26 protein-coding genes and 1 other annotated feature are annotated in these 24,431 nt (G+C 61.3%); of the genes, 22 read left to right on the top strand and 4 right to left on the bottom strand.

All coding sequences use genetic code 11. From position 1 onward, the window contains the following. Positions 1–12 precede the first annotated feature (12 nt). The 3 genes from OGM67_05995 to OGM67_05985 form a co-directional block, all read right to left on the bottom strand. Positions 13–1,119, bottom strand: a complete 1,107-nt coding sequence (locus OGM67_05995) for a chorismate mutase (GenBank protein ID UYJ35859.1) — start codon at positions 1,117–1,119, stop codon at positions 13–15. Between the two features lie 234 nt (positions 1,120–1,353). Then, positions 1,354–2,196 carry an HAD hydrolase-like protein gene (locus OGM67_05990; protein UYJ35858.1) on the bottom strand — a complete coding sequence of 281 codons (843 nt, stop codon included), beginning with the start codon at positions 2,194–2,196 and terminating at the stop codon, positions 1,354–1,356. A 116-nt stretch (positions 2,197–2,312) separates the two neighbouring features. Beyond that, positions 2,313–3,050: an NAD-dependent protein deacylase gene (locus OGM67_05985; protein ID UYJ35857.1), complete on the bottom strand. Its 738-nt coding sequence runs from the start codon at positions 3,048–3,050 to the stop codon at positions 2,313–2,315. Positions 3,051–3,127: 77 nt separating this feature from the next. Between OGM67_05985 and OGM67_05980 the strand changes: the two genes are divergently transcribed. From OGM67_05980 to OGM67_05915, 14 genes are all read left to right on the top strand, one after another. Further along, on the top strand, positions 3,128–4,015 hold the full coding sequence (locus OGM67_05980) for an NAD(P)H-hydrate dehydratase (GenBank protein UYJ35856.1): 888 nt from the start codon (positions 3,128–3,130) through the stop codon (positions 4,013–4,015). Between the two features lie 265 nt (positions 4,016–4,280). Next, complete coding sequence (locus OGM67_05975; protein UYJ35855.1) at positions 4,281–5,276, top strand: WYL domain-containing protein; 996 nt, start codon at positions 4,281–4,283, stop codon at positions 5,274–5,276. A gap of 177 nt (positions 5,277–5,453) precedes the next feature. Continuing rightward, complete coding sequence (locus OGM67_05970; protein ID UYJ35854.1) at positions 5,454–6,866, top strand: undecaprenyl-phosphate glucose phosphotransferase; 1,413 nt, start codon at positions 5,454–5,456, stop codon at positions 6,864–6,866. Positions 6,867–6,899: 33 nt separating this feature from the next. After that, a complete protein-coding gene (locus tag OGM67_05965) occupies positions 6,900–8,054 on the top strand; it encodes a glycosyltransferase (GenBank protein UYJ35853.1) in 1,155 nt (384 codons plus the stop codon). After that, positions 8,051–9,103: a glycosyltransferase family 4 protein gene (locus tag OGM67_05960; GenBank protein ID UYJ35852.1), complete on the top strand. Its 1,053-nt coding sequence runs from the start codon at positions 8,051–8,053 to the stop codon at positions 9,101–9,103. The genes OGM67_05965 and OGM67_05960 overlap by 4 nt, the downstream gene beginning before the upstream one ends. A gap of 57 nt (positions 9,104–9,160) precedes the next feature. Beyond that, positions 9,161–11,563, top strand: a complete 2,403-nt coding sequence (locus OGM67_05955) for a hypothetical protein (protein UYJ35851.1) — start codon at positions 9,161–9,163, stop codon at positions 11,561–11,563. Positions 11,564–11,581: 18 nt separating this feature from the next. Next, positions 11,582–12,520 (top strand): glycosyltransferase family 2 protein, encoded by a 939-nt coding sequence (locus OGM67_05950; protein ID UYJ35850.1) that lies wholly within the window; start codon positions 11,582–11,584, stop codon positions 12,518–12,520. 283 nt (positions 12,521–12,803) lie between these two features. Continuing rightward, entirely contained in the window at positions 12,804–13,457 is a 654-nt protein-coding gene (rpe, locus tag OGM67_05945; GenBank protein UYJ35849.1) for a ribulose-phosphate 3-epimerase, read from the top strand. Positions 13,458–13,471: 14 nt separating this feature from the next. Continuing rightward, positions 13,472–14,491, top strand: coding sequence for an RnfABCDGE type electron transport complex subunit D (locus OGM67_05940; protein UYJ35848.1), 1,020 nt, complete (start codon positions 13,472–13,474; stop codon positions 14,489–14,491). Next, positions 14,472–15,746: a hypothetical protein gene (locus tag OGM67_05935; protein UYJ36198.1), complete on the top strand. Its 1,275-nt coding sequence runs from the start codon at positions 14,472–14,474 to the stop codon at positions 15,744–15,746. Before OGM67_05940 ends, OGM67_05935 begins: the two co-directional genes overlap by 20 nt. Then, positions 15,727–16,380 (top strand): NADH:ubiquinone oxidoreductase, subunit RnfA, encoded by a 654-nt coding sequence (locus OGM67_05930; protein ID UYJ35847.1) that lies wholly within the window; start codon positions 15,727–15,729, stop codon positions 16,378–16,380. Before OGM67_05935 ends, OGM67_05930 begins: the two co-directional genes overlap by 20 nt. 27 nt (positions 16,381–16,407) lie before the next feature. Then, a complete protein-coding gene (locus tag OGM67_05925; protein ID UYJ35846.1) occupies positions 16,408–17,697 on the top strand; it encodes a DUF1015 domain-containing protein in 1,290 nt (429 codons plus the stop codon). Between the two features lie 14 nt (positions 17,698–17,711). After that, a complete protein-coding gene (locus tag OGM67_05920; protein UYJ35845.1) occupies positions 17,712–18,263 on the top strand; it encodes a hypothetical protein in 552 nt (183 codons plus the stop codon). Then, the gene (locus OGM67_05915) at positions 18,260–19,075 is read left to right on the top strand and encodes a methyltransferase domain-containing protein (GenBank protein ID UYJ35844.1); all 816 of its coding nucleotides are present in this window, start codon (positions 18,260–18,262) and stop codon (positions 19,073–19,075) included. Before OGM67_05920 ends, OGM67_05915 begins: the two co-directional genes overlap by 4 nt. Positions 19,076–19,188: 113 nt before the next feature. On the opposite strand, the gene OGM67_05910 is transcribed toward OGM67_05915, so the two are convergent. Further along, the gene (locus OGM67_05910; protein UYJ35843.1) at positions 19,189–19,371 is read right to left on the bottom strand and encodes a hypothetical protein; all 183 of its coding nucleotides are present in this window, start codon (positions 19,369–19,371) and stop codon (positions 19,189–19,191) included. An 83-nt stretch (positions 19,372–19,454) separates the two neighbouring features. Between OGM67_05910 and OGM67_05905 the strand changes: the two genes are divergently transcribed. The 8 genes from OGM67_05905 to rplL all read left to right on the top strand — a co-directional run bounded on the left by OGM67_05905 (position 19,455) and on the right by rplL (position 24,174). Beyond that, positions 19,455–20,330, top strand: a complete 876-nt coding sequence (locus tag OGM67_05905; GenBank protein UYJ35842.1) for a hypothetical protein — start codon at positions 19,455–19,457, stop codon at positions 20,328–20,330. Positions 20,331–20,557: 227 nt separating this feature from the next. Next, positions 20,558–20,707, top strand: coding sequence for a 50S ribosomal protein L33 (gene rpmG / locus OGM67_05900; GenBank protein UYJ35841.1), 150 nt, complete (start codon positions 20,558–20,560; stop codon positions 20,705–20,707). A 16-nt stretch (positions 20,708–20,723) separates the two neighbouring features. Next, the gene (secE, locus tag OGM67_05895; GenBank protein UYJ35840.1) at positions 20,724–21,017 is read left to right on the top strand and encodes a preprotein translocase subunit SecE; all 294 of its coding nucleotides are present in this window, start codon (positions 20,724–20,726) and stop codon (positions 21,015–21,017) included. A gap of 24 nt (positions 21,018–21,041) precedes the next feature. Then, positions 21,042–21,581: a transcription termination/antitermination protein NusG gene (gene nusG, locus OGM67_05890; GenBank protein ID UYJ35839.1), complete on the top strand. Its 540-nt coding sequence runs from the start codon at positions 21,042–21,044 to the stop codon at positions 21,579–21,581. A gap of 147 nt (positions 21,582–21,728) precedes the next feature. Next, on the top strand, positions 21,729–22,154 hold the full coding sequence (gene rplK, locus OGM67_05885) for a 50S ribosomal protein L11 (GenBank protein ID UYJ35838.1): 426 nt from the start codon (positions 21,729–21,731) through the stop codon (positions 22,152–22,154). Positions 22,155–22,172: 18 nt separating this feature from the next. Next, positions 22,173–22,865 (top strand): 50S ribosomal protein L1, encoded by a 693-nt coding sequence (gene rplA, locus OGM67_05880; protein ID UYJ35837.1) that lies wholly within the window; start codon positions 22,173–22,175, stop codon positions 22,863–22,865. A gap of 134 nt (positions 22,866–22,999) precedes the next feature. Further along, positions 23,000–23,139, top strand: a sequence feature (ribosomal protein L10 leader region). 55 nt (positions 23,140–23,194) lie between these two features. Next, complete coding sequence (gene rplJ / locus OGM67_05875; GenBank protein UYJ35836.1) at positions 23,195–23,707, top strand: 50S ribosomal protein L10; 513 nt, start codon at positions 23,195–23,197, stop codon at positions 23,705–23,707. A gap of 92 nt (positions 23,708–23,799) precedes the next feature. Next, positions 23,800–24,174, top strand: a complete 375-nt coding sequence (gene rplL, locus OGM67_05870; protein ID UYJ35835.1) for a 50S ribosomal protein L7/L12 — start codon at positions 23,800–23,802, stop codon at positions 24,172–24,174. Positions 24,175–24,431: the final 257 nt, after the last annotated feature.

Here is a 24,431-nt window from a genome sequence, read left to right as displayed (position 1 = left end):
CTTTCTCATGGCTTATTTCTCCGTACCGTCAAGGGTGAAGGCACCCAGCAGCCGCAGGGTGCTGCAAACAGAGGTCAGCGTGTCCAGCAACGCCTGACATGCTGCGCCGCTGCTGTCTACCGGGCAGACAAGCTGTACATAGAAATAATATTCAAACGGAACATGGGGCAGGGGACGGCTCTTGATGCACTCCATATTAAAGCCCCTTGCGCCGATCCGGTCCAGCGCAGCGGCCAGCTGGCCGGGCTTGTGACGCGCCGTAAACAGCAGCGCCAGCCGCTGGCCCTGCCCGGTCATGACCGGCGGCTCCGGGCTGCGCTCGATCACGATGAACCGGGTCGTATTGTCACCATCGGCGTTGATGCCTGCGCAGAGGATCTGCAGACCATATAAGCCGGCAGTCTCTGCGCTGGCGATGGCCGCAACGGTTGGGTCCTTCAGCTCCGCCACATGGCGGGCGGCATCGGCCGTGTTGCCCCATGTGCCGGTTTTAAAGCCGTGCTGCTGCACGAAAACGCTGCTCTGGGCCAGCGCCTGCGGATGGCTGACGACCGTGCGGATGGTCTGCAGCGTTGCACCCGGCACCGCCAGCAGATCCTGCCGGATGGGCAAATCACACATGCGGGAGATGATGATGTCCGGGTGGGTGTACAGCAGATCCAGCACGGTGGAAACATCGCCCGCATTGGAGTTTTCAAACGGAAGTACGCCGAATTGCGCATCTCCGCTCTGCACAGCATCAAAGACCTCGCCCCAAGTGGTGCAGGCCGTCTGCCGCGCAAAGGGGAACAGGCGCTGCAATGCAATCTGGCTCCATGCGCCGGGCACCCCCTGATAGGCAGCGGTGTCGCGGCCAAGGCGCGCGCGCTGGTACGCGCGGGAAACGGCCATAGCATCATTCAAAAAAGCGCGATAGTAGGGGCGCAGCGTCTCATCGGTGATGCGGGCCGCATTTTTATCCAGCACAGCCGCCTCACGCGCGGCGTCAAACACCGGCTTGCCGGTCTCGGCCTTATAGCGCGCCACATCGGCCACTGCGCGCATCCGCCGCTCAAACAGCGCGGCCATCTCCGCATCAACAGCATCGATCTCTGCCCGGGCCTGCTGTAATAAGTCCATACACGAGGCTCCTTTTCCCAGATGAATTTTGCATTTCCGCATCGCGGCAGGGGTAGGGCTCTGCTCCGCCCGGGCCGTTTACGGCAGCGCAAAGTGCCACGGGCGGAGCAGAGCCCCGCCCCTACGGTGCATCAGTATGACACGCGCTGTTTATTTATACAGATAATCATAGTCAGTATACCATAAATAAAGCGCCGTCACAAGAGTGACGGCGCGAAATTTGGCGTATTTGGTTTATCCATGCAAAGCGCTGCGCAGCGCGGCGATCAACTCGGCCTGATAGGCGGGGCTGAAGGTGCCATGCAGCAGCTTGGGCAGGGCCTCCTCCTGCAGGCGGCGCCAGCTGTCGGCCTCACGCCCCGGCAGGATCGGCACAAAGGCAACACCGTTGGCCGCGGCAGCCTGAGCATCGCCCATAGCATCGCCCACCATCATGACCTTGCGGCTCTCATAGCCGCAGGCCAGCATCGTGGCAATGGAGTTCGCTTTGCTGCCCACCTCCTGCCCGAAGATGACATCCGCATGGCGGGCCAGACCGTAGCGCTTCCACTCACTGGCGATGGCGCTCTCGTTGGCGGCGCTGACAACGGCCACATCGGCCACGGCGTGCAGCTGGCGCAGGCTTTCCTCCACACCGGGGAACGGCTCAAAGGTAGGCTCCAGCGCCTGAATGCGGCGGTTGCAGGCATTGTTCCACTCCTGCAGCTTGCGCAGGGCCAGACTGCCGGTCTTTTGCAGCTCCCGCTGCAGGCTGGCCGTGGAAAGCTCGGTCGCGGTGTCCACCCAAGCGGCAATGTCCTCGCTGCCGGGGATCTCGATGCCGCGGTTCTTCAGCCGGTCAAACACCAGCCGCACACTCTCAAACCGGGAGATCCCGCGGGTGATCGTGTGCAGGTTGATTTCGTCCCATGCAGCGGTGATAAAATCCGCCTGCTCATCCAGCGCAAAAACACGGATAAGTTCCGGGCACATGACCGTCGTATGCTTGATGCGCACTGTGTTCATCACGCAGCCGTCGGAGTCCATGCACACCAGAAATTCGCGTTTCTTTGTAAAATCCGTCAGCGCGTTTGCCATAAAAGCCAGCCCCCTCTTTTTACCTGCCTATAAAAGCACTATGTATCTATCATAACAAAGTCACACCACCATTTGCAATGCCTTTTTGCAAAAAACTATGGACTTTTGTGTAAAATTTAACCTTCTTCCGGGACAGCCGGGTCCAGTGCACGGCCGATCGGCCCCCGGATCAAAAGATTCGCCATACCGTCCGCCGGGGTGGGCTGCTTGTTGATGACCACCAGATTTTCACCCCGGAAATACCGCAGCAGCCCCGCCGCCGGATAGACCGCCAGACTGGTGCCGCCCACAATGAGGGTATCGGCACGGGAGATCGCCCTGACGGCGTTTTCCATCGTTTCCTCGTCCAGTCCCTCCTCGTACAGCACGACATCGGGCTTGACGATGCCGCCGCACGCATCGCAGCGGGGGACACCGTCCCCGACTCCGGCTGCTGCCTCAATGAACTGCACCGGGAAAAACTTGCCGCAGCGGGTGCAATAGTTGCGCAGCGTTGAGCCGTGCAGCTCATAGACGACCCTGCTGCCGGCGGCCTGATGCAGCCCGTCAATATTCTGGGTCACGACCGCCTTGCACTTACCCTCGCGCTCCAGCGCCGCCAGCCGCCGGTGGGCCGCATTGGGCACCGCGCCGTGCACGATGAGCTTTTGGCGGTAGAAATCAAAAAATTCTGCGGTGTGCCGCTCATAAAAGCTGTGGGAGAGCATCGTCTCGGGCGGGTATTTGAATTTCTGGTGATACAGCCCGTCCACCGAGCGGAAATCCGGGATGCCGCTCTCGGTCGATACGCCCGCGCCGCCGAAAAACACCATGTTTTTTGTGCCCGCCAAAATTTCTTCCAATGCCGGAACCATGCAAAACTGCCCCTTTCACTTTTTCTGCAAATGGATTATACTGTACCTATTATAATACATTTGCGGAGGGATGCAAGATGCAGCGCGAGATCACACAAGAGCTGGTAAAGCAGCTGCTGCCGGAGCGCCGGGCAGACAGCAACAAGGGAAGCTACGGCAGCGTACTGGCTGCGGCAGGCAGCATGGCCTACCGCGGCGCGGCTGCACTCTGCACAGAGGGGGCGCTGCGCGGCGGCGCCGGGCTGGTCTTTCTGGCCAGCGTGGAGCCTGTTGTGCAGCTGGTGCTGACCCGCACACCTGAGTGCTGTGCCTGCGGCTGCCGCACGGCGGCCAACGGCGGCATCCACCCGCATGACGCTGCCGCCCTGCGGGACTGGTTTGCCGACAGAAGCGCCGTCCTGCTGGCCGGCCCCGGGCTGGGGGAGAGCGCCCCCGGGGTGTGCCGCGCCCTGCTGGGCAAAAATGCCCCATGGCGCGGGGCTGTGCTGGACGCCGATTCCCTGAACGCGCTGGCTGCCGGCAGGCTACGGGGCGGATTGCCCGCCAACACGATCCTGACGCCGCACCCCGGCGAGGCCGCACGGCTGCTGGGCACAACCGTGGCCGAGATTCAGGCCGACCGGGCGCAGGCCGCGCGGCAGCTTGCGGAAAAATACGATTGCATCGCCATTTTAAAGGGCAGCGGCACGCTGGTGGCCAAGCCGGACGGCACGCTCTGGCACAACAACACCGGCAACGCCGGGCTGGCCCGGGGCGGCAGCGGGGATGTGCTGGCCGGGCTGACCGCCGGGCTGCTGGCCGCCGGGCTCGGGCAGGGCCGCAGCCCCGAGGATGCCGCCATCGCCGCCGTATGGCTCCACGGGGCCGCTGCCGACCGCTGCGCCAAGCGCCGCAGCATGACTGCCATGCTGCCGACAGATATTTTTGCGGATTTGGGGGAGCTTTTGGCGGAGATGGAAATGTAAGGGGCGGCGTCCCCAAAAGCCCCTCCGGCCTCGCAGGCTCGGCCACCTCCCCGCTATGCGAGGAGACTTTCACGCGGGCAAAGCCCGCGCAAAAAGGCTCCCCACATGTGGGGAGCTGGCCGCGAAGCTGGCCTGAGGGGCTTTTGCGGCCGTCCCCCCTCGTTCCGAAATCCTGCGTACAATCGTCACCAGCCCTCTTGCCCTCTTCCTTTATAGGGTGTATAATAGGACTATATCTGTTCACAGCCGGAAAGGAGCCGTTGCTATGCCGCGCAAAGAAGGCCAGAAACGCAAACTTCTTGTCCTTTTGGACATCCTCGCCCGCGAAACGGACGAGAAGCACCCCCTGAGTGTCCCGCAGCTGGTGGAGCGCCTGCAGGAGCGCGGCGTTGTTGCCGAGCGCAAGAGCGTCTATGACGACCTGAACACGCTGAACAACATGCCGGACTCCCCGTATGAGATCGTACAGCAGCGCGGGCGCGGCGGCGGCTATTATATGACCGAGGCCCCCTTTGAGCTGGCCGAGCTGAAGCTGCTTGTGGACGCCGTCTACGCCAGCAAGTTCATCACAGCGCGCAAGTCCAAGGTCCTCATCGACAAGCTCGGGCAGTTCACCTCCAAATACCGGCAGGAAGAGCTTGACCGCAAGGTCCTTGTCAGCGGCCGGATCAAAAGCACCGATGAAAAGATTTTGTATACCGTTGATGCGCTGCACTCTGCCATCACGGCCGGGCAGCAGGTGCAGTTCAAATACTGCGACTGGAACCTGCAAAAGCGGATGACCCCCCGCCACGACGGCCAGCTGTACTGCGTCAGCCCGTGGGTGCTGGTGTGGGAAAACGGCAACTACTATCTCATCGCCTATACGGACGGCCGCCTGAAGCACTACCGCGTTGACAAGATGCAGAATGTCCGCCCCTTGCCCGACACGACCCGCGAGGGCGCCGATGAGTACGCCAATTTTGATGTAAACACCTACATGCAGCAGATGTTCGGCATGTTCAACGGCCCCCTCAAGCGGGTGACGCTGCTGTGCGAAAACCGCTTTGCCGGGGCGATGATCGACCGCTTCGGCACCGGGCCGGTGCTGGTGCCCTGCGCAGACGGCGAGCATTTTACCATGACAGCCGAGATTCAGGTCAGCCCGCAGTTTTTCGGCTGGGTGGCAGGCTTCGGCACCGGCGTTGTTGTGTCCGGCCCGCCGGAGGTCCGCGCCGAGATGAAAAAGACCCTCGACCAGCTGCAGGAATTGTACCGCTGATTTGCAATAGCGGGAAAAATATGATAGAATGGATTGTTTAAATCTTTTGTACCCAACGCTCTGCAGGGGCAGGCTCTGCTCCGCCCGCGGAACGCTGCGTCTGCCGCCGCATGACCGGGCGGGGCAAAGCTCCGCCCCTGCGGCACAGTATTTTTCGATTCAGGGAGGGCACCACAGGTGCTGGAAAAAAACCAACGCATCAAAAGCCTTTTATATCTGCTGCTCGATGCAGCGCTGCTTTTTATCGGCTTTTTGCTTGCCAACTATATCCGCTTCAACTTTGTCCGGTTCTTTGAGCCGGGCGGCGCCGGCCCCGCACTGGCCGTAGCGCGCGACCCCCGCAACATCCTTGCCGGGCTGGGCACCTCACTCGTGCTGGTGCTCATCTACTGGGTCGCGGGCATCTACTCCAACGCCCGCCTGCACGGTCTGGCAGAGCGCTGCACCAAAATTGCCGTTATCAACGCGGCAGGCATCATGATCTTTGTCGCCGCGCTCTACCTGATGCACCTTGACGATTATTCCCGCATCGTGCTGGCGCTGTTCTATCTGCTGGCCACGGCCGCCGTTGTCTTTGAGCGGATGGTCCTGCGCTGGGTGGATCGCGCCCGCCGCCGCAAGGGGCTGGGTCTGCGCCATATCCTGCTGGTGGGCGGCGGCAAATCGGCCGCGCTTTATCTGCGCGCGCTGGAGCATAACCCCTACTACGGCTTTGTTGTGGACGGCTATCTGGCCAGGGTCGAAGAGCCGGGCCTGGGCGTGAAATTTCTGGGCGGATACGACAGTCTGGCCGTCAGGCTGGATGAAATGGCGGTGGACGAGGTCGTCGTTGCGCTGGAGGCAGACGAGATCGAGCTTTTGCCCCATGTTTTTGCCGCCTGCGACAAAAACGGCGTGCGCATCACGATGGTACCGTTCTACAGTGACTATCTGCCCGCACGCCCCACGATCGATGTGCTGGACGAGTGCAAGCTGATCAATGTGCGGCAGACGCCCTTTGACAACCTGCTCAACGCCGCCGTCAAGCGCGGGCTGGATATTATCGGCAGTCTGGTTCTGATTATCCTGACCAGCCCCATCATGCTGGCGACCGCCATCGGCGTCAAGCTGTCCAGCCCCGGGCCGATCATCTTTAAGCAGGAGCGCATCGGCCTGAACAAAAAGCCCTTTATGATGTATAAATTCCGCTCAATGCGGGTCAATGTGCAGCAGCAGACCGGCTGGTCCACCGATTACGATCCGCGCAAGACCCACTTCGGCAGTTTTATCCGCAAATGCAGCCTTGACGAGCTGCCGCAGTTCTTTAATGTGCTGAAGGGGGATATGTCCTTAGTCGGCCCGCGGCCCGAGGTGCCCTACCATGTAGAGCATTTCAAGGAGGAGATCCCGCGCTATCTGGTGCGCCAGCAGGTCCGCCCCGGCTGCACCGGCTGGGCGCAGATCCACGGCCTGCGCGGCGATACCGACATTGCCGAGCGCATCCGCTACGACATCTGGTATATCGAAAACTGGACCGTAGCGCTTGACATCAAGATCATCTTCCGCACGGTGTTCGGCGGCAAGATGGTCAATGACGAAAAATTGCAGTAACGCATTCTGCGTTATCGGACAGGAGTGTCTGTAATGAGCAAAAAGGAGCCCAAGGTCGCCATTGTGCATGACTGGCTCGTCGGCTATGCCGGCGGCGACCGCGTGGTCGATGCCATGAAGCATGTTTTCCCCAATGCTGTCATCTACACCCTTGTGTACGATCCCAAAAACATGCCGGAGTGGTTCAAAAGCTACGACATCCGCACCAGCTGGTTTCAGAAGGTGCCGTTTTCCAACAAGCTGTACAAGGCCATGCTGCCGCTGATGCCCGGTGCCTTTGAGGCGTTCGACCTGACAGAGTACGATCTCGTGCTGTCATCGTCCTCCTCCTGTTCAAAGGGCGTCATCACCCGCCCGGATGCCGTGCATATCTGCTACTGCCATACGCCCATCCGCTATGTGTGGGATTTTTACTACACCTACCGCGCCAATGCCAACTGGCTTGCCCGCCTCGTCATGCCGGGGCAGATGCACAAGATGCGCATCTGGGACAAGTGCGCCGCCGACCGGGTGGACTATTTTATCGCCAACTCGCATTATATCGCCCAGCGCATCAAAAAGTACTACCGCCGCGACAGCGATGTCATCTACCCCTGCTGCCATATCAACGAAAGTCCCTTTGTCGAGAAGGAGGACTTTTACCTCACAGTCGGCCGCCTTACATGGTATAAGCGGGTCGATCTCGCCGTGCAGGCCTGCACCAGACTGGGCAAACGCCTTGTCGTCATCGGCGGCGGGGGAGAGCTGGACAAGCTCAAGGCTATGGCCGGCCCGACCGTGGAATTTCTGGGCGGCGGCCTTTCCGACGAGGAAGTGCGCAGCTACTACCTGCGGGCCAAGGCGTTCCTTTTCCCGGGTGAAGAGGACTTCGGCATCACGCCGGTGGAAGCTCAGAGCGCCGGCACGCCCGTGCTGGCCTACGGCCGCGGCGGCGCGTGCGAGAGTGTGCGCCCCGGCAAGACCGGCTATTGGTTCAAAGAGCAGACCGTCGAGAGCCTTGCCGACTGCATCGAGCGGTTTGAGCGCGACGGCGTGGCTTATTCTAAAGAAGAAATCCGTGAGCACAGCCGCTCCTTCAGCGAGGAGCGCTTTGAGCGCGAGCTGAAGGAGTATTGCGAGCGCCGCATGGCCGACTGGCAGCAGGAGCTGCTGGACTGCTCCCACTGGGAGAAGGAGGAACTGGATTGAACCCCATCGTCATCAACGGCACGGTGCTGTGCGACAACATCACCGGCATCCCGCGCTATGTCTATGAAACTGTGGTGCGTCTGGACAAGCTCATCGAGGGCACTGGTCTGGATGTCCGCATCGCCTACCGGGACGACGGCCGCCCCATCCACCTGCCTGAGCTGAAAAACATCCGGCTTGTGCCGCTCAAGGCCGTCAAATATTTCTACAATCTGGCCGTGCTGCCCGCCTATCTGCGCCGCACCCACGCCTTTTATGTCGGCCTTGCCAGCGATATGCTGCTGACAAAGCGCAGTGTTGTGGTGCTGCACGACATCCGCCCGCTCGTCATGGATACCGACAAGGGCTTTTTCCGCTTCAAGTTCTGGGTGCACTGCCTGTCCACCAAATGGTTCGCACAGCGGGTGTTCACCGTCAGCGACAACCAGCGCCACCTCATCAGCGAGAAGCTGGGCATCCCGCTGGACAAGATTGGCATAACCTACAACGGCTGGGAGCATATGAAGGGCGTCACCCCTGACGAGAGCATCTTTGACAAGATGCCCGGCGTTGTAAAAGGGGAGTATTATTACGCGCTCGGCAGTCTGGCGAAGCACAAGAACTTCAAATGGATCCGCGAAGTCGCCCGCCGCAACCCCGACAAGACCTTTGTGGTCGCAGGCGGCAAGGATCTGCGCGCCTTCGGCGATGACACCGAGGCCAGGGATACCCACAATGTTTTCTACCCCGGCTATGTCTCGGACGCCGAGAACGCCGCCCTGATGAAGCACTGCAAGCTGTTTTTGCACCCTGCCGTGTTTGAAGGCTTCGGCATCCCGCCGCTGGAGGCACTGGCGCTTGGTGCGCCCATTGCGCTGGCCAACGCCACCTGCCTGCCCGAGCTGTACGGCGATACGGCGCGGTATTTTGATCCCTATGACTACGACACTGACCTTGACAAGCTGGCCGCCCAGCCCGTGGCCGCCCCTGACGAAGTCCTGCAGAAATACAGCTGGGACCGCACCGCCAATTTTTGGCTGCACGAGATCGAAAAGTACGCGAAACAGTGATAAAAGCCTTCCCCGGGGGGAAGCCTTATTCACACTGAAAGGAGCCGACTGCGCCCCATGTTTTTCCTGATAACGATCTTCCTCACGGCGCTGGTCTCCGCGCTGTTCGGGCTTTTGCCCGGAAAGCTTCAGCGACGCAGCGTCATAAAGCAGGACATCGTCTGGGCCGTCGGCCTATGGCTGGCCACCTGGCTGTTCGCCGGCTTTGCCTACCACCGCCCCGGGCTGACCGTCGGCTTCAATGCGTTCCGTCTCGTGGCCGTCACAGCACTGAACGGCTGGACCGGTTTCGTCACCGCCGGGCTGCGTAGCTTTGGCCGCAAGGGGCTGAAAGCCGTTGTTCCGCTGCTGCTCGTCACGGCGCTGGGGTTGGAAGTATTCGTCGGCAACGTTGCCTACTTCAACACCCACAGCTATGAGCCGTTCCAGCTCGTTGACTACCTCGACGAGAACATCAACGTTGGGCGTGGGCTGGGTACGATCTCGCTGGACGAGGGGCGGACCTACCTGCGTTTTTTGGACATCGACCACCCCATCTACAACCTGCGGTTTGACGGTCTGGTCAGTGACGACACAGACCCGCTCCACGCGGACAGCGCCGTCACTTTCACCATTGAGGGCACCGACGCCGCCAACACCGAGCTGACCCGCTTCGGCAGCTGGCAGATCGGCTTGCAGGCCCCGCGCACCCACACCATCAGCCTGGACCTGACCGGCAACATCGGCATGATGACGCTGACTGCCGCCGGGTACAGCTCCACCTACGCGCAGTTCCCGGTGGCGCTGACGTTCAGCGGCATCACGGCGAACGCCCCGCGGGCGCTGGATTTCTCGGTTCTGCGTTTTATCGCGGTATTTCTGGCTTTGCTGACCTTGTATGGCCTGCGCCCGGCCAGCGGGTTATGGCACCGCCGCTGGCTGGCAGGCAATGTGTGCGACCGCGCCGCAGCCGCCGTGCTGGGCCTGGTGCTGGCCGCCTTTGTGGTGGTCGTGCCTTTCTGGGAGCCGAGCAACACCGGCCTTGCCACGAAAGATTACAACACCGCGTTCTGGGATGGCAAAAGCACCGTCAGCTTTGTCTACCAGCAGTACGGCGCGCTGGCCCACAGTCTGCTGAACGGCCGCTTAGATTTGGAGGCCGACCCGCCCGCCGAGCTGCTGGCGCTGGAGAACCCCTACGACGCCGGGGCGCGGGATGCGGCGCAGATCAACGATATCCACTGGGATCACGCCTTCTACAATGGGCGATATTACGTCTATTTTGGTATCGTACCGTGTCTGTTATTCCAACTGCCGTTTGAGGCACTGACCGGTATCCAGAACTTGGCTTATGCGCCCTGCATGGTCGTTTTGGGGCTGCTGCTTCTTGCCGCCTGCTTCGGCTTGGTGGGGCAGGCCGTGCGCCGGTGGTTCCCGCGGACCACCAGCGCCGCGTACCTGCTGGCCATGGCCGCCGTTGTGCTGGGCAGCCAGCTGTATTACCTGCTGGTGCGGCCCTACATTTATGAGTACGCCATCCTCTGCGGTGCGGCACTGCTGATGCTGGGGCTGTGGCTCTGGCTTTCCGCCGCCAATACCCCAGTGGAAAAGCGCGGGGCGCTTTTAGTCAGGCTTGCCTTTGGCAGCCTGTTTGTAGCGCTGGTGGCCGGGTGTCGCCCTCAAATGGAGCTGTTCGCCTTTTTGGCCGTGCCCATCTTCTGGCAGCGGTACATCGGGCAAAAGCGGCTGCGCAGCCGCGCCGGGGTAGGGGAGGCCGCCGCCTTTATCCTGCCGGTGGTCGTAGTTGCCGCCGGGCTGATGTGGTACAACGCCGCGCGGTTCGGTTCGCCCTTCGACTTCGGTGCCAACTACAACCTGACCGGCAACGATATGACCCAGCGCGGCTTCAATGCCGTGCGCATCGGGCCTGCTGTGTTTACCAGCCTGTTTGAGCTGCCCAGCTGGCAGGGCGTGTTCCCCTTCCTGCGGGAGACGGACGTCCAGACGAACGCCGTCATTCGCACCATCAGCGAGAAATTCACCGGCGGTATGCTGGCCGCCACGCCCTACCTGTGGGTGCTGGCGCTGCCGCTGCTGCCCGCGTTCCGCCGCTGTCTGCACCACCGCCGCGCTGTGGCGGGCATTGTCTACGGCGGCATCGCCGCCATGGTCGTCATGACCGTTGTGGACTGCGAAATGGCCGGGGTGCTCTACCGCTATCTGATGGATTACAGCCCGGTACTGCTCGTCGGGGCGGCGCTGTGCTGGTTCTGTGCCGAGGGCGCACTCAGCCGCCGCACCGCCGTGGGGGATGCCACCGCCGCTGCCGCACTGTCTGCGCTGCGCGTGGTCATGGCTGCCGCCGTGGCATACACCGCCGTTTACCGCTTCTGCACGCTGTTCGCCATGGAGCCTTGGCTGCAGGGCATGAATCCGTCCCTTTATTACACCGTCAGCCGCCTTGTTCAATTCTGGATGTAAATTTCCCGGAGGAGTATTATGGATAAAATCGCCGTATTGATCCCTTGCTACAACGAATCCAAAACCGTCGAGAAGGTCGTCACAGATTTCCGCCGCGTCCTGCCTGACGCTACGGTCTATGTCTACGATAACAATTCTACCGATGGCACGGCCGAGCTGGCCGCCAAGGCCGGGGCGGTCGTCCGCCATGAGTACCAGCAGGGCAAGGGCAATGTCATGCGCCGCATGTTCCGCGAAATAGACGCCGAGGCGTACATCCTTGTGGACGGCGATGACACCTATCCGGCTGAGGCTGCGCCCGAGATGGTTGCCGCCGTGACCGAGCGTCAGGCAGACATGGTCGTGGGTGACCGGCTGTCCAGCACCTACTACACACAGAACAAGCGCCCGTTCCACAACTTCGGCAATGATCTGGTGCGGTTCTGCACCAACCATCTGTTCGGCGGCAAAATCAAGGACATTATGACCGGATACCGCGCCTTCAGCTACCAGTTCGTCAAGACCTATCCGGTGCTGTCCCGCGGCTTTGAGATCGAGACCGAGATGACCATCCATGCCCTGCAGCGCAACATGCAGGTCGAGAATGTCGTTATTGACTACCGCGACCGCCCCGAAGGCTCCGAGAGCAAGCTGAACACCTACTCAGACGGCTTCAAGGTGCTGGGTACGATCGGCCGGCTGTTTAAAAACTACCGCCCGTTTATGTTCTTCGGCATTTTGGCGGCCATTCTGGCGGTGTTCGGCGTCGGCTTTATGGTGCCGGTGCTGAGTGAGTATTTCCAGACCGGTCTGGTTCCGCGCTTCCCCACGCTGATCGTCTGCTGCTTTGTGCTGGTCGCAGCGCTGCTGCTCTTCATCTCCGGCATCATCCTGTCGAGCCAGCTGGCCAAGGACGCCCGGGATTTTGAATTCCAGCTGCAGACCGTGCACCACTGGCGCACCCACAAAAAGGACTGACCCATCATGTGCGGGCGTACCTTCACTCAAATGCTCCGGCAGCATCCGCTCTTTGCGGGACTGCTTACACTGCAGTCCTTTTTTGTCCTTTTACTGCTGGCTGCCCTTGCCCGCTGAAAAACTTTCACAACCGCCCGCAGAGCCGCATTGCGGCAGCTCTGCGGGCGGTTTGTGCTTGGCGGCCGCCTTGCTTTTTGGCTTGTAATGGGATATAATACTCTTATATGTGCGCACTGCACAGGAATTTGTGGGAACCAGTTTATATAAGGGAGTTAATTGTATCATGACGAAAGTTGCCGCTTCGATTTTGTCGGCCGATTTTGCCAACCTGCACAAGGACTGCACCCGCCTGCTGGAGGCCGGTGCCGATGTAATGCATTTTGATGTGATGGACGGCCATTTTGTGCCGAACATCAGCTACGGTGCGCCGGTGCTTACCTGCCTGCACGCCGCCCTGCCCGATGTCTTTTATGATGTTCACCTGATGATCAGCGACCCGGCCCGCTATGCCGCGGATTTTGCCAAGGCCGGCGCCGATCTCATCACCTTCCATCTTGAGGCCGTGCCCGACACGGTGGAGGATGTCATCGCCGCCATCCGCGCCACCGGCTGTCAGGTCGGCATCAGCATCCGCCCCGGCACCCCCGTGGAGGCCGTCTTTCCGTATCTCGGCGTTGTGGATCTGATCCTTGTGATGAGCGTGGAGCCGGGCTTCGGCGGGCAGAAATTTCTTCCCACCACCCCGGCCCGCATCGCCGCCATCCGTGCCGAGCGTACCCGTCTGGGCTGCAATACCCTGATCGAGGTGGACGGCGGCATAAACACCGTGACCGGCCCGCAGTGCATTGAGGCCGGTGTCGACTGGCTCGTAGCCGGAAATTCTCTTTTCCGCGCTGAGGACCCCGCCGCTGTGGTGCGTGTACTGCACAGCAAGTAAAGGAGCTTTTCCCCATGCCCAAACGTATGAAAGTCGAGCGCAGCCCGAATTACAGCTACTACAGCGATATTCTCTGGTGCTCGCTCCCGCTGGTCGGGATGTCATGCTATTTTTACGGTCTGCGCCCGGTGCTGCTTTTTTTGGCGGCGCTGCTGACCGCTTACCTGTGCGACTGCGCGCTGGCACCGCTGCACGGCACGGGCTACCAGTCCCATGAGCCGTCCAGCGAGTGCTTTGCCGCGCTGATCGTGCTGATGATGCCCGCCAGCATCTCCTATCCCATCGTCATCGCCGCCGTCATTGTTGCCGTGCTGGTCAAGGAGGCCTTCGGCGGTGAGGGGCACTATCCGTTCCACCCGGCTGCCGTCGGTGTCGTGGTCGCCGGCATCTCCTGGCCTAAGAATGTCTTTTCCTACCCCGTGCCCGGCACCCAGCTGCCGCTCTTTGGGGAGGTAAACACCACTCTGGTCGAGGGCATGAACGCGACCCTGCGCGACGGCGGTCTGCCCAGCGCCAGCACGATGAATCTGCTGACCGGCAATGTCTCGGCCGCTGTGGGCACCAGCGCCGCGCTCGTCCTGATGGCGTGCGGCCTCTTCCTGCTGGTGCGGGGCCGCATCAGCCCTCTGGTCGTCATCCCGTTTTTTGTGTTTGTCATCGGCCTGCCGTGGCTTTTCCCGAATCTGAACGAGCTGCCGACCTTCTCCCTCCCGTGGGAGTATATCCGCCAGCGCGTCTATCTCGAAAAATATATCGTGCTGTCCGGCACAGCGCTGTTCGGCGGCCTGTTCATGATCTGTGAGCCGGTCACGATGCCGGATCGTCCGATGAGCCGCATCGTCTACGGCACGATGCTCGGCATCATGACCCATGTGTTCCGCACCTTCAGCCCGTATGAGTGCGCCGTCTGCTGCGCCCTGCTGATTGCAGGCGCCATTCCCGAGTGGCTGGACCTCATCAGCCACCGTACCGAGCGCATCCGCTTTATGAGAGAGGAGGAGCAGCGTCTTGCCAATGCAGCAAAAACCGAGTAAGCGCCGGGGCGAGGAACGCTCCGAGACGCTGATCATCCCGCATATCACGAAAGAGATGGTGGAGACTGCCCGCCGCATGGCAGAGCAGGGGGCCACCCGCGCTGAGATCGAGCAGGCCATCGCCGCCATGCAGGCCGGGACCCCTGTGCCCAAAAAGCCGATCGTACAGCCGCAGGAGCAGCCTGCAGCGCCCCCGCGCAACACCGCTGCCCACAATGATACCGTCATCATCCCCACCAGCCGCCCGCGCTACACCCAGACCGAGCGCCGCGCCATGCTGGAGGAGGTCCAGCGCCGTCAGGCCGAGCGGGAGGCTGCCCGTCAGGCCGAGGCCCGCGCCGAGGAGGAGCATTTCCGCACCTACCGCGACAGGGAATACGGCAAGCCCGGCTTTACCCCGGCAGCGCCTGCCCCCGCAGCACCGGCACAGCAGCCCGCTGCCGAGGATGCCCGCACCCTGCAGATGCCCGCCGTGCAGCCCGTGGCCCCCGCGCCGCAGGCAGTCCCGCAGCCGGAGGTCACAGCACCGCAGCCTGTCCAGACTGCCCCGCAGCCCGCTGCTGCCCCTGCGCCAAAGCACAAACGGGCCGCTCCGGCCAACAGCTACAAGGAGGCCGAGGCCGCGCTGAACGAGCGCATCCGCGCCGACCACATCCTGCTCTCCAACCCGGTTGTCGTGCGCGGGCTGGGCCTGGCCCCGGTCATCGGCGCCGCACTGGACGGCCAACGGGCGCTGATGCTCTGCATCGCCGCGCTGATTCTTGTCACCTTTACCCGCATGCTGGCTGTGGCAGTCTGCCACCTGACCGGCAACCGTTTCCGCCCGGTCATCTACTGCTATACCGCAGCGCTGCTCTACATTCCCACCTATGTGCTGCTCTACGCGCTGTTCGGCGCAGATCTCACGCTGCTGGGCATCTATCTGCCGATCCTTGTTGTGGAGCCTGCCATCGTCAAGCGTATGGAATTTTCCGAGCTTGAGCCGGTGAAGGAAGCGCTGCGCCACGGCTTCAACAATGCGCTCGGCATGTGTGTCGTGCTGCTGCTGGTCGGCTGCCTGCGTGAGCTGCTGGCCACCGGTTCCGTGTTCGGCCATGTGGTCATGCACAATGCGCTGCTGCCGCTGGCCGCACTGCCCGCGGGCGGCTTTGTCATTCTGGGCGTTATGGCCGCCTGCTGGTGCGCCGCCGCCAACCTGTATACCGATTACAAGCATGAGGAGGTGCGCCGCCTGTATGCAGACCGTAAACATTGAGCTGCAGCCGATCCTGAGCGGCGTGCTGCAATTTGTCAGCTACATGGTGCTGGCTGTCTTTGCAGAGAATGTCGTTCTGGCCCGCGCGCTGGGCGTCAGCCGCCTGATAAAGCTGGTGCCGGATCACCGCACTCAGGTCTGGGATTTCTGCCTGCCGCTGCTGCTCGTCCTGACCCTGTCCGCACTGCCGGGCTGGGCCGCACACAACCTGTTTTTCCCATGGCTGCGCGACTATCTGCCGGACTGGCTGCCGATGTCGGCCCTGCGCCCCGTTGTCTACCTGACCTGCGGCGTGGCGGCCATGGCTGTCACATGGCTGCTGCTGGGGCTGCTGCCCCGCCGCCTGCGCCACAGCTGCCGCAGCCAGCTCAGTCTGGCCACCTGCAGCACTGCAGTGCTGGGCACCATGCTCGTCTGTGCCAACCAGAACTATACGATCCTGCAGTGCATTGCCTTTTCCCTTGGCAGCGGGCTAGGCTATGTCTTTGCTGTCTACATCGTCCGGGAGGGCCGCCGCCGTCTGCGCAGTAAGGCCGTTCCCTCGATCTTTCAGGGCCTGCCCAGCTCGATGATCTACATCGGTGTGCTGAGTCTGGCCATTTACGCCCTTGTGGGCCATACCGTCGTATTGTAATTTTGCTTTTGTGAGGGGGTCGTTATCATGTCCGAAGCCTGCTTTACCGCAGCCGATATTTTACTGCCTGCCGCCGGTATTCCGCTGGATCCGTGGGCCTGCATCGCTGTTGACCAGTTCACCTCCCAGCCGGAGTATTGGCAGCGCGCCGAGCAGCGCGCCGAAAACAAGCCCAGCACCCTGCACATCGTCCTGCCGGAGGCCTATCTCGGCACCCCGCAGGAGGACGCGCGCCTGCAGAGCATCCGCCGCACGATGGAGGACTACCGCCATACCGTTCTGACAAGAAAAGTACATGGCTATGTTTATGTAGAGCGCACCCAGATGGACGGCACCATCCGTCAGGGCCTTGTGGGCGCCGTGGATCTGGAGGCCTACGACTACACCAGCGGTGCCAAGCCCGCCATCCGTCCCAGCGAAAGCACCGTTGTGGAGCGCATCCCCCCGCGCCTGAAGGTACGCCGGGGTGCCACGCTGGAGACCCCCCATGTCATGATGCTGGCCGATGACGCCGGCTGCACCCTGATCGAGCCGATCGGTCAGATCAAGGACACGCTGCCCCCGCTCTATGACGGGGAGCTGATGCTGGGCGGTGGCCGCCTGCGCGGCTGGGCCGTGGAGGACCCGGCGCTGGTCGCACAGGTCGATGCCGCGCTGGCTGCACTGGCCGACCCCGCCGCCTTTGCCCGCCGCTGGCCCGCCGCCAAAGGGCAGGAGCCGATGGTGCTGGCCGTTGGCGACGGCAACCACAGCCTTGCCACCGCAAAAGCCTATTGGGAGGAGCTGAAGCCCACCCTGACCGAGGAGCAGCGCCAGACCCATCCGGCCCGCTGGTGCTTGGCCGAGGTCTGCAATGTCCACAGCCCCGCCATTGAGATCGAGCCGATCCATCGCGTGGTGTTCGGCGTATCCGCCAAGGAGCTGTACGCCGCGCTGGATGCGTGGGACCGCCGGCAGGGAAGCAGCACCACCGCCTCCGACCAGCGGCTGCGTCTGGCTGACGCCTGCGGTGAGTCCGCCGTGGCGCTGGCCAACCCGCCCGCACCGCTGACTGTCGGCAGTGTTGAAGCCTTTCTGGCTGATTATCTGCCCCGCCACCCCGGTGTAACGGTCGATTATATCCACGGCGAGAGCGTTGCGATGGCATTGGCTGCCGACCCCGCCAAGCCCGCCACCGCCATACTGCTGCCCGATTTTGCCAAGGCCGACCTGTTCAAGGGTGTTGTGCTGGGCGGCGTACTGCCCCGCAAGACCTTCAGCATGGGCCATGCCGAGGAAAAACGATACTACAACGAATGCCGTGTCATCGGCTTATAAGGATCAGGTGAATTATGGAAAAGCCCGCCCAGACCCCGAACGGTGCCCCGCACCGTCGCCGCCGCCGTCGCCCTGCCGGGAACGGCAGTGCCCCGCAGGCCCAGCAGCCCCAGCGTGAGGGCAAGGCACCTGCTGCCCGCAAGCCTGCGCCGCAGGGCACTGCCCCGAACGCCCCCAAAGAGGGGAGCCGCAGCGGTGCCCGCCCCCGCCGCGGACAGTCCGCCCGCCCGGCGGCCCCCGCACAGCACCCGGCCGCGCCGCAGCAGAGTGCGCGTCCGGCTGCACCCCAGCAGCCCCGGCGCAGCAGCCGCCCGGCACCGCAGACCCCCAGCCGCCCGCTGCCGGACCAGCCCAAGGCACCCCGCCAGCCCCGCAGCGCCCGCCCGCCGAAGCGTATGCAGGAGGACGAGCCCGGGCTGGAGCTGATCACCCGCCGCCCGCCGAAGCAGAAGTTTGCGAACTTTGAGGACTATCTGGCAGCCCACGGCGGCATAACCGTGCCCCTGCCCCCTGAAAAAACCGAGACGCCGGAGACGGCCGCACCCGCCGCCCCGGCAGCGGAATGACCCCCGCCACAGCGGCAGCGCTGCGCTGCCCTGTCTGCGGCGGACCGCTGCTGCTGAATGCGCGCACCCTGCGCTGCCCCAAAGCGCACAGCTTTGACCTCGCAAGGGAGGGCTACGCTTATCTGCTGCCGATGCAGAAAAAGCACACTGCCGACCCCGGTGACGGCAAGGCGATGGTCCGCGCCCGCCGTGCGTTCCTCTCCGCCGGGCACTATGCGCCGCTTATGCAGACGCTGGCGGAGCTCTGCGCCGCACTGCCCCACGGCCATATCGTGGACGCCGGCTGCGGCGAGGGCAGCTATGACAAATACCTTTATGAGGCCCTGAACGGCCCGCAGCTTGCGGCCTTTGACCTTTCCAAGGAGGCCGTGCGGCTGGCCTCCCGGCTGGTGCCCGAGGCAGCCTTCTGTGTCGGCGGCAGCTTTTGCGCCCCCGTGCGGGACGGCTGGGCTGACCTGCTGCTGAACATCTTCTCACCGATGGCGGAGACTGAGTTTGCCCGTATGCTGCGCCCGGGCGGACATCTGATCTATGCGGTCCCCACCGCACGGCATCTCTTCGGGCTGAAGAAAATCCTCTATGACCACCCCTATGAAAACGAGGTGCGGCAGACCGAATATGACGGCTTTTCGTTTGTGCGGGCGGTTTCGTCTGAGGCCGTCCTCACCCTGCAGGGGCAGAGCGTGCAGGATCTGTTTGCGATGACGCCTTATTACTGGAACACCCCCGCAGACGGGGCCGCCCGTCTTGCCGCCTGCGAAAGCCTGACCACCGAAATCGGGTTCCGATTTTTGGTATATAAAAAGGAGTAAGGATGCCCCCGTCTTCGATGTCCGCCGCTCTCCCTGCTGCGTGGGCATCCTGCCCGAGCGGTGGCAGTAGACGATAACGCGATTATGTAGGGGCGAGCATTGCTCGCCCCTGCTCAGTTTTCCTCCGGCGGCACGATTGCCGGGCCGTATGGCTCCTGCGCCGGGGGAACGATGACCTCCTGCGTGGTGTGCTGCGGGTTCTCCTCGCTGTAATGCTCATCGGGGATCTCGCTCAAATCGGTCCAGAGCGCCTCGCGCTCCTCCTCGGCACCGTGGGGACCAAACACATCAAACATACCAAGCACTCCTTTTTTCGTGTATAAGCGCAGCCCTTCCGGGCTACACTCTGGGCATAGTCTTTGCAAGGGGTGTGTGGGTTATGCGTTCTAAACGGGGGATCTTCTGGTACAGTCTGGGGCTGACGCTGCTGCTGCTTCTGCCCATGATCCTGACGGTGGCCTTTTTTACCGACCAATACCAAAAGCAGCAGCTTCTGCGCCGGGCCTCCGCCGCAGAAAGCACTCTGCGCATCGAGCCCGGCGCGCAGGGGATCTTCCCCCTTCTGCTGGTCATCCAGCAGGAGGAGCCTGCCTTCCTGCTGGTCCGGGCAGACGGCCCGCAGCAGACGCTGACCCTCTGCGCACTGCCCGGCTCGCTGCGCGTAAACGCGCCCGCCGGCACGACCACACTGGCGGACTGCACCCTTGCCGCAGGAGCCGGGCGGGCAGCACAGCTGCTCTGCGGCACTGTGGCCACAGGGGAGAGCGCTGCGCCCGCGCTGCATTATATCGCTGCAACCCCTGCGACATGGGCGGCCTGCGCCGGGTCCGATGCCCTGGTCCGGTTCGACACAGCCGCACTGCTCACGCCCACTGCACGGCAGGCACTGGGCTACGGCAGGGAGCCCGTAGCCGAATGCACCGCCGCACAGGCGGGGACGCTGATCGAAAAAATGCAGGGAATGCTGACAGGCGCCTCGGCGCAGGCCGATGCCCGCGCCGCCGTCTGGGCCGCCTTTGCCCGGCAGAACCCGGCGCTTTTGGCGGCGTTCCCCGCAGGGCTGCGCAGCCAGAGCGCCCGCCTTTTGACCGACCTGCTGGCCGCCGATGTAAGCGCCTTGGAGGATACGCTGACCTACCTCAGCACCCGCCCCGCATCGGCGGTGGATTATGTAACTGCCGAAACCGCCAAAGCCAAAGGCGGGGTATGCCTGACGGATGCAGGAATGGCAGCGGTGCGTGATTTGTTATCGTAGGGGTCGGCGTCAACGATGACCCGCGGGCGGGCAATGCCCGCCTGTATGCTGCGTTCCTCGCCACGGCGTCAAAAAAGTACAAAAAAATTTGCAAATCCGCTTGACTTAAACCCGCAGTCGTGTTATTATGGTAGCACCTCTTTTGCGGGTTTATTTTTTATGCCCTTTTTCAAGGGCGCCTGCAAGCGCGAGGGAGGCTTATTAACCGATAATGGAGGTGCCGAACAATGACTGTCAAGATCACCCTGGCCTGCACTGAGTGCAAGCAGCGCAACTACAACAAGGAGAAGAACAAGAAGAATTCTCCCGACCGTCTTGAGATGAAGAAGTATTGCCGTTTCTGCAAGAAGCATACCCTTCACCGCGAAACCAAGTGAGGATAGGAGCTTAGAGATGGCAGATAAAAAAGCAGCCACCGCTGCCGCCCAGACTCAAAGCGACAAGCCCAAAAAGAACGACGGCGCGAAGAAGGTTTCCTTCTTCGGTAAAGTCAAGAACTTTTTCAAAGGGATCGGCAAGTATTTCAAAGATACGAAGAGCGAGCTGAAAAAGGTCGTGTGGCCCAGCAAGAGCGACATCAAGACCAATACGATCACCGTTATCGTGGTCGTGGCAGTCGCAGCTGTCGTGCTGATCCTGCTGGATCTCATCTTTGGCGGCGCCATCCACCTGTTGATCGGCGCCTGAGCGCGTTGAGCGGAGGCAAAGACCATGGCTGAGCAAGCAAACTGGTATGTAGCACATACCTATTCCGGCTACGAGAACAAGGTCGCTACGGATCTTATGACGATGGTGGAGAACCGCCATCTGCAGGATCTGATCTGCGATGTAAAGGTTCCGACCGAGACCCGCATGGAAGAAGTTTTTGACAAGCACGGCAACAAGACCGGCGAGAAAGAGGTTCAGTCGAAGCTCTATCCCGGTTATGTCTTTGTCAAAATGGTCATGAACGACAACACCTGGTACATCGTGCGCAACACGCGCGGCTGCACCGGCTTTGTCGGCCCGGAGTCCAAGCCCGAGCCCCTGACCGAGGCAGAGGTTGCCAAGATGGGCGTCGAAACCACCGTTGACCTTGAGGTCGAGTACAAGGTCGGTGATACTGTCGAGATCACGGCCGGCCCGATGGAAGGCTCTGTCGGCACGGTCGAGGAGATCGACATTCCTGCGCGCAAGGTGCGCGTGAAGATCACCATGTTTGGCCGCGAGCTTCCGGCAGAGCTGGAGCTGCATCAGGTCAAGCTGTTCTGATTTTTCAGAACACCCAGTTTCCGGTAAAGGCCGCGAACGGGGAACACCCCGGGGTACGGTTTTTATAGGGTGTGCGGAGGTCGCACGCCCGTGGGAGGTCTGCACCGCAGGCCGCAACTCACCACAAAATTTGGAGGTGCAAGTATTATGGCACAGAAAATCACTGGCTACATCAAGCTGCAAATCCCCGCCGGCAAGGCAACTCCGGCTCCCCCTGTTGGTCCTGCTCTGGGTCAGAAGGGCGTCAACATCATGGCGTTCACCAAGGAGTTCAACGAGCGTACCAAGAACCAGATGGGCATGATCATCCCCGTCGTCATCACGGTTTACGCTGACCGCTCCTTCTCCTTCATCACCAAGACTCCTCCGGCGCCCGTTCTGATCAAGAAGGCTGCCGGCATCGACACTGCTTCCGGCGTACCCAACAAGAACAAGGTTGGCTCCATCACGCTGGCACAGGCCGAGGAGATCGCCAAGACCAAGATGCCCGACCTGAACGCTGCTTCTCTGGAAGCCGCTGTCAGCATGATCAAGGGCACCGCCCGCAGCATGGGCGTTACCGTTGAGGGCTGAATAGGAGGGTAATACGCAATGAAACACGGCAAGAAGTATATCGACGCTGCGAAGCTGATCGAGAACAACAAGACTTACGATCCCAGCGAAGCTCTGGAGCTGTGCTGCAAGACCGCTACCGCTAAGTTCGACGAGACCGTTGAGCTGCATGTCCGTCTGGGCGTTGACAGCCGCCACGCTGACCAGCAGGTCCGCGGCGCTGTTGTTCTGCCCAACGGCACCGGCAAGAATGTCCGCGTTATCGCAATCGCCAAGGGCGACGCTGCCAAGGCCGCTGAGGCTGCAGGCGCTCAGGAGGTCGGCGATGATGATCTGATCGCCAAGATCGCCGGCGGCTACCTCGACTTCGACGTTCTGGTTACCACCCCCGACATGATGGGCCGCGTCGGCCGTCTCGGTAAGGTTCTGGGCCCCCGTGGTCTGATGCCCAACCCGAAGGCCGGCACTGTTACCCCCGATGTCGGCAAGGCCGTCACCGATGCCAAGGCCGGTAAGATCGAGTACCGTCTGGACAAGCAGAACATCATCCATGTGCCCATCGGCAAGGCCTCTTTCGGCGCCGAGAAGCTGATGACCAACCTGGACACCGTCCTCGAGGCCATCGCCAAGGCTAAGCCCGCCGCTGCCAAGGGCCAGTACTTCAAGAGCGCTACCGTTGCCACCACCATGGGCCCCGGCGTCCGCGTTGCTACCAATAAGTATGGTGTTTAATTGAGCGCGTTGCGCATATGCGCGCTCAATTAAACGACGCGAAGCGGCGTTCCGCTATTGGTCGCCCATGAACATGGGCAATGAATTAAATAGAGAATTCCGCTTTTTCTATTGACAAACGCACGCTTTCGTGCTATACTAATTAAGCTGTTTTTGAGACAGCAGGTGCCGCAAGGCATAACGGGAGAATATCCCACCTGCCGAGAAACGTGCGTTTGAATGCAATGCTTTCAGGCCCTTTCCCGGCGACGGGAAGGGGCTTTTTTCTGTACATCACAAAAAAGCCGCTTACCGAAACCAATCTGTAAGTGGAATGAGGTGAATTTCAAATGCCCAGTGCAAAGATTCTGGAAGCCAAGAAGGCTCTTGTTAAGGACCTGAACGAGAAGATCGTTTCTTCTCTGGCCGGTGTTGTTGTTGCTTACAACGGCATCAGCGTGGCTGACGACACCAAGCTGCGTAAGGAGCTGCGTGAGGCTGGCGTCCATTACATGGTCGTCAAGAACACCATGCTGCGTCTGGCCGTCAAGGGCACCCAGTACGAGGCTCTGACCGACTGCTTCAAGGGTGACACGGCTATCGCTCTGTCTGCTGAGGATCCGGCTGCTGCTGCTCGCATCCTGTGCAAGTTTGCTGACGCCGACAAGTCCAAGCGCTTTGTCGTCAAGGGTGGCTTCTGCGATGGTGTTGTCATGGATGCTGCAGGTGTCAAGAGCCTGTCCACCATGCCCAACCGCGAAGGCCTGCTCTCTATGCTGGCTGGCTCCCTCAACGGTATCGTTGGTGGTTTGGCTGTTGCCCTGCAGGGTATCGTCGACAAGCAGGACGAGACTGCTGCCTGATTTCAGGTCAAGCAGGTTGAGCGCACCGGCGCAGCGCTCTTTGAATACAAACCGCGCCGCTTAAAACTATAAAATTTATGGAGGTAACTACCATGGCTTCTGAGAAGATCACTGCCATTGTCGAGTCTGTCAAGACTATGACTGTTCTGGAGCTGAAAGAGCTCGTTGACACCATCTGCGAGGAGTTCGGCGTTTCTGCTGTTGCTGCTGCTGCTCCCGCTGCCGGCGGCGCTGCTGCTCCCGCTGAGGAGGAGAAGACCGAGTTCGACGTCATCCTGGCTGACGTTGGCGCTAACAAGATGCAGGTCATCAAGACCGTTAAGGAGCTGACCGGTGCTTCCCTGATGGAGGCCAAGAAGCTGGTCGAGACCCCGAACGCCAAGCTGAAGGAGCAGGCTTCCAAGGCTGACGCTGAGGACATCCAGAAGAAGCTGGCTGAGGTCGGCGCTAAGGTTGAGCTGAAGTAATTTAGCTTACCCAATAGCTTTTCAAGTACCGTGTGGTTTGTACCGCACGGTACTTTTTGTTTTGCGCCGCAGTCGTTCGTCTGAAAGCCTTCCCCCTGTGGGGGAAGGCTCTTTTGTTTGTACACCTTAACAAAAGCTTCATCGTTTCTTTGTACATTCCCACAGTTTTGACCGTGTTCTCTCTGGCTTGCATTTCGTATAATATTGTAGTATCCTTTTAGTATCTATAATGGGAAAGTGAGGCTGTATACCCTTGG

The sequence above is a fragment of the Oscillospiraceae bacterium genome, from assembly GCA_025757985.1.
In the GTDB taxonomy this organism is placed as follows: domain Bacteria; phylum Bacillota; class Clostridia; order Oscillospirales; family Ruminococcaceae; genus Gemmiger.
This window is presented reverse-complemented; position numbering and strand designations above follow the sequence as displayed.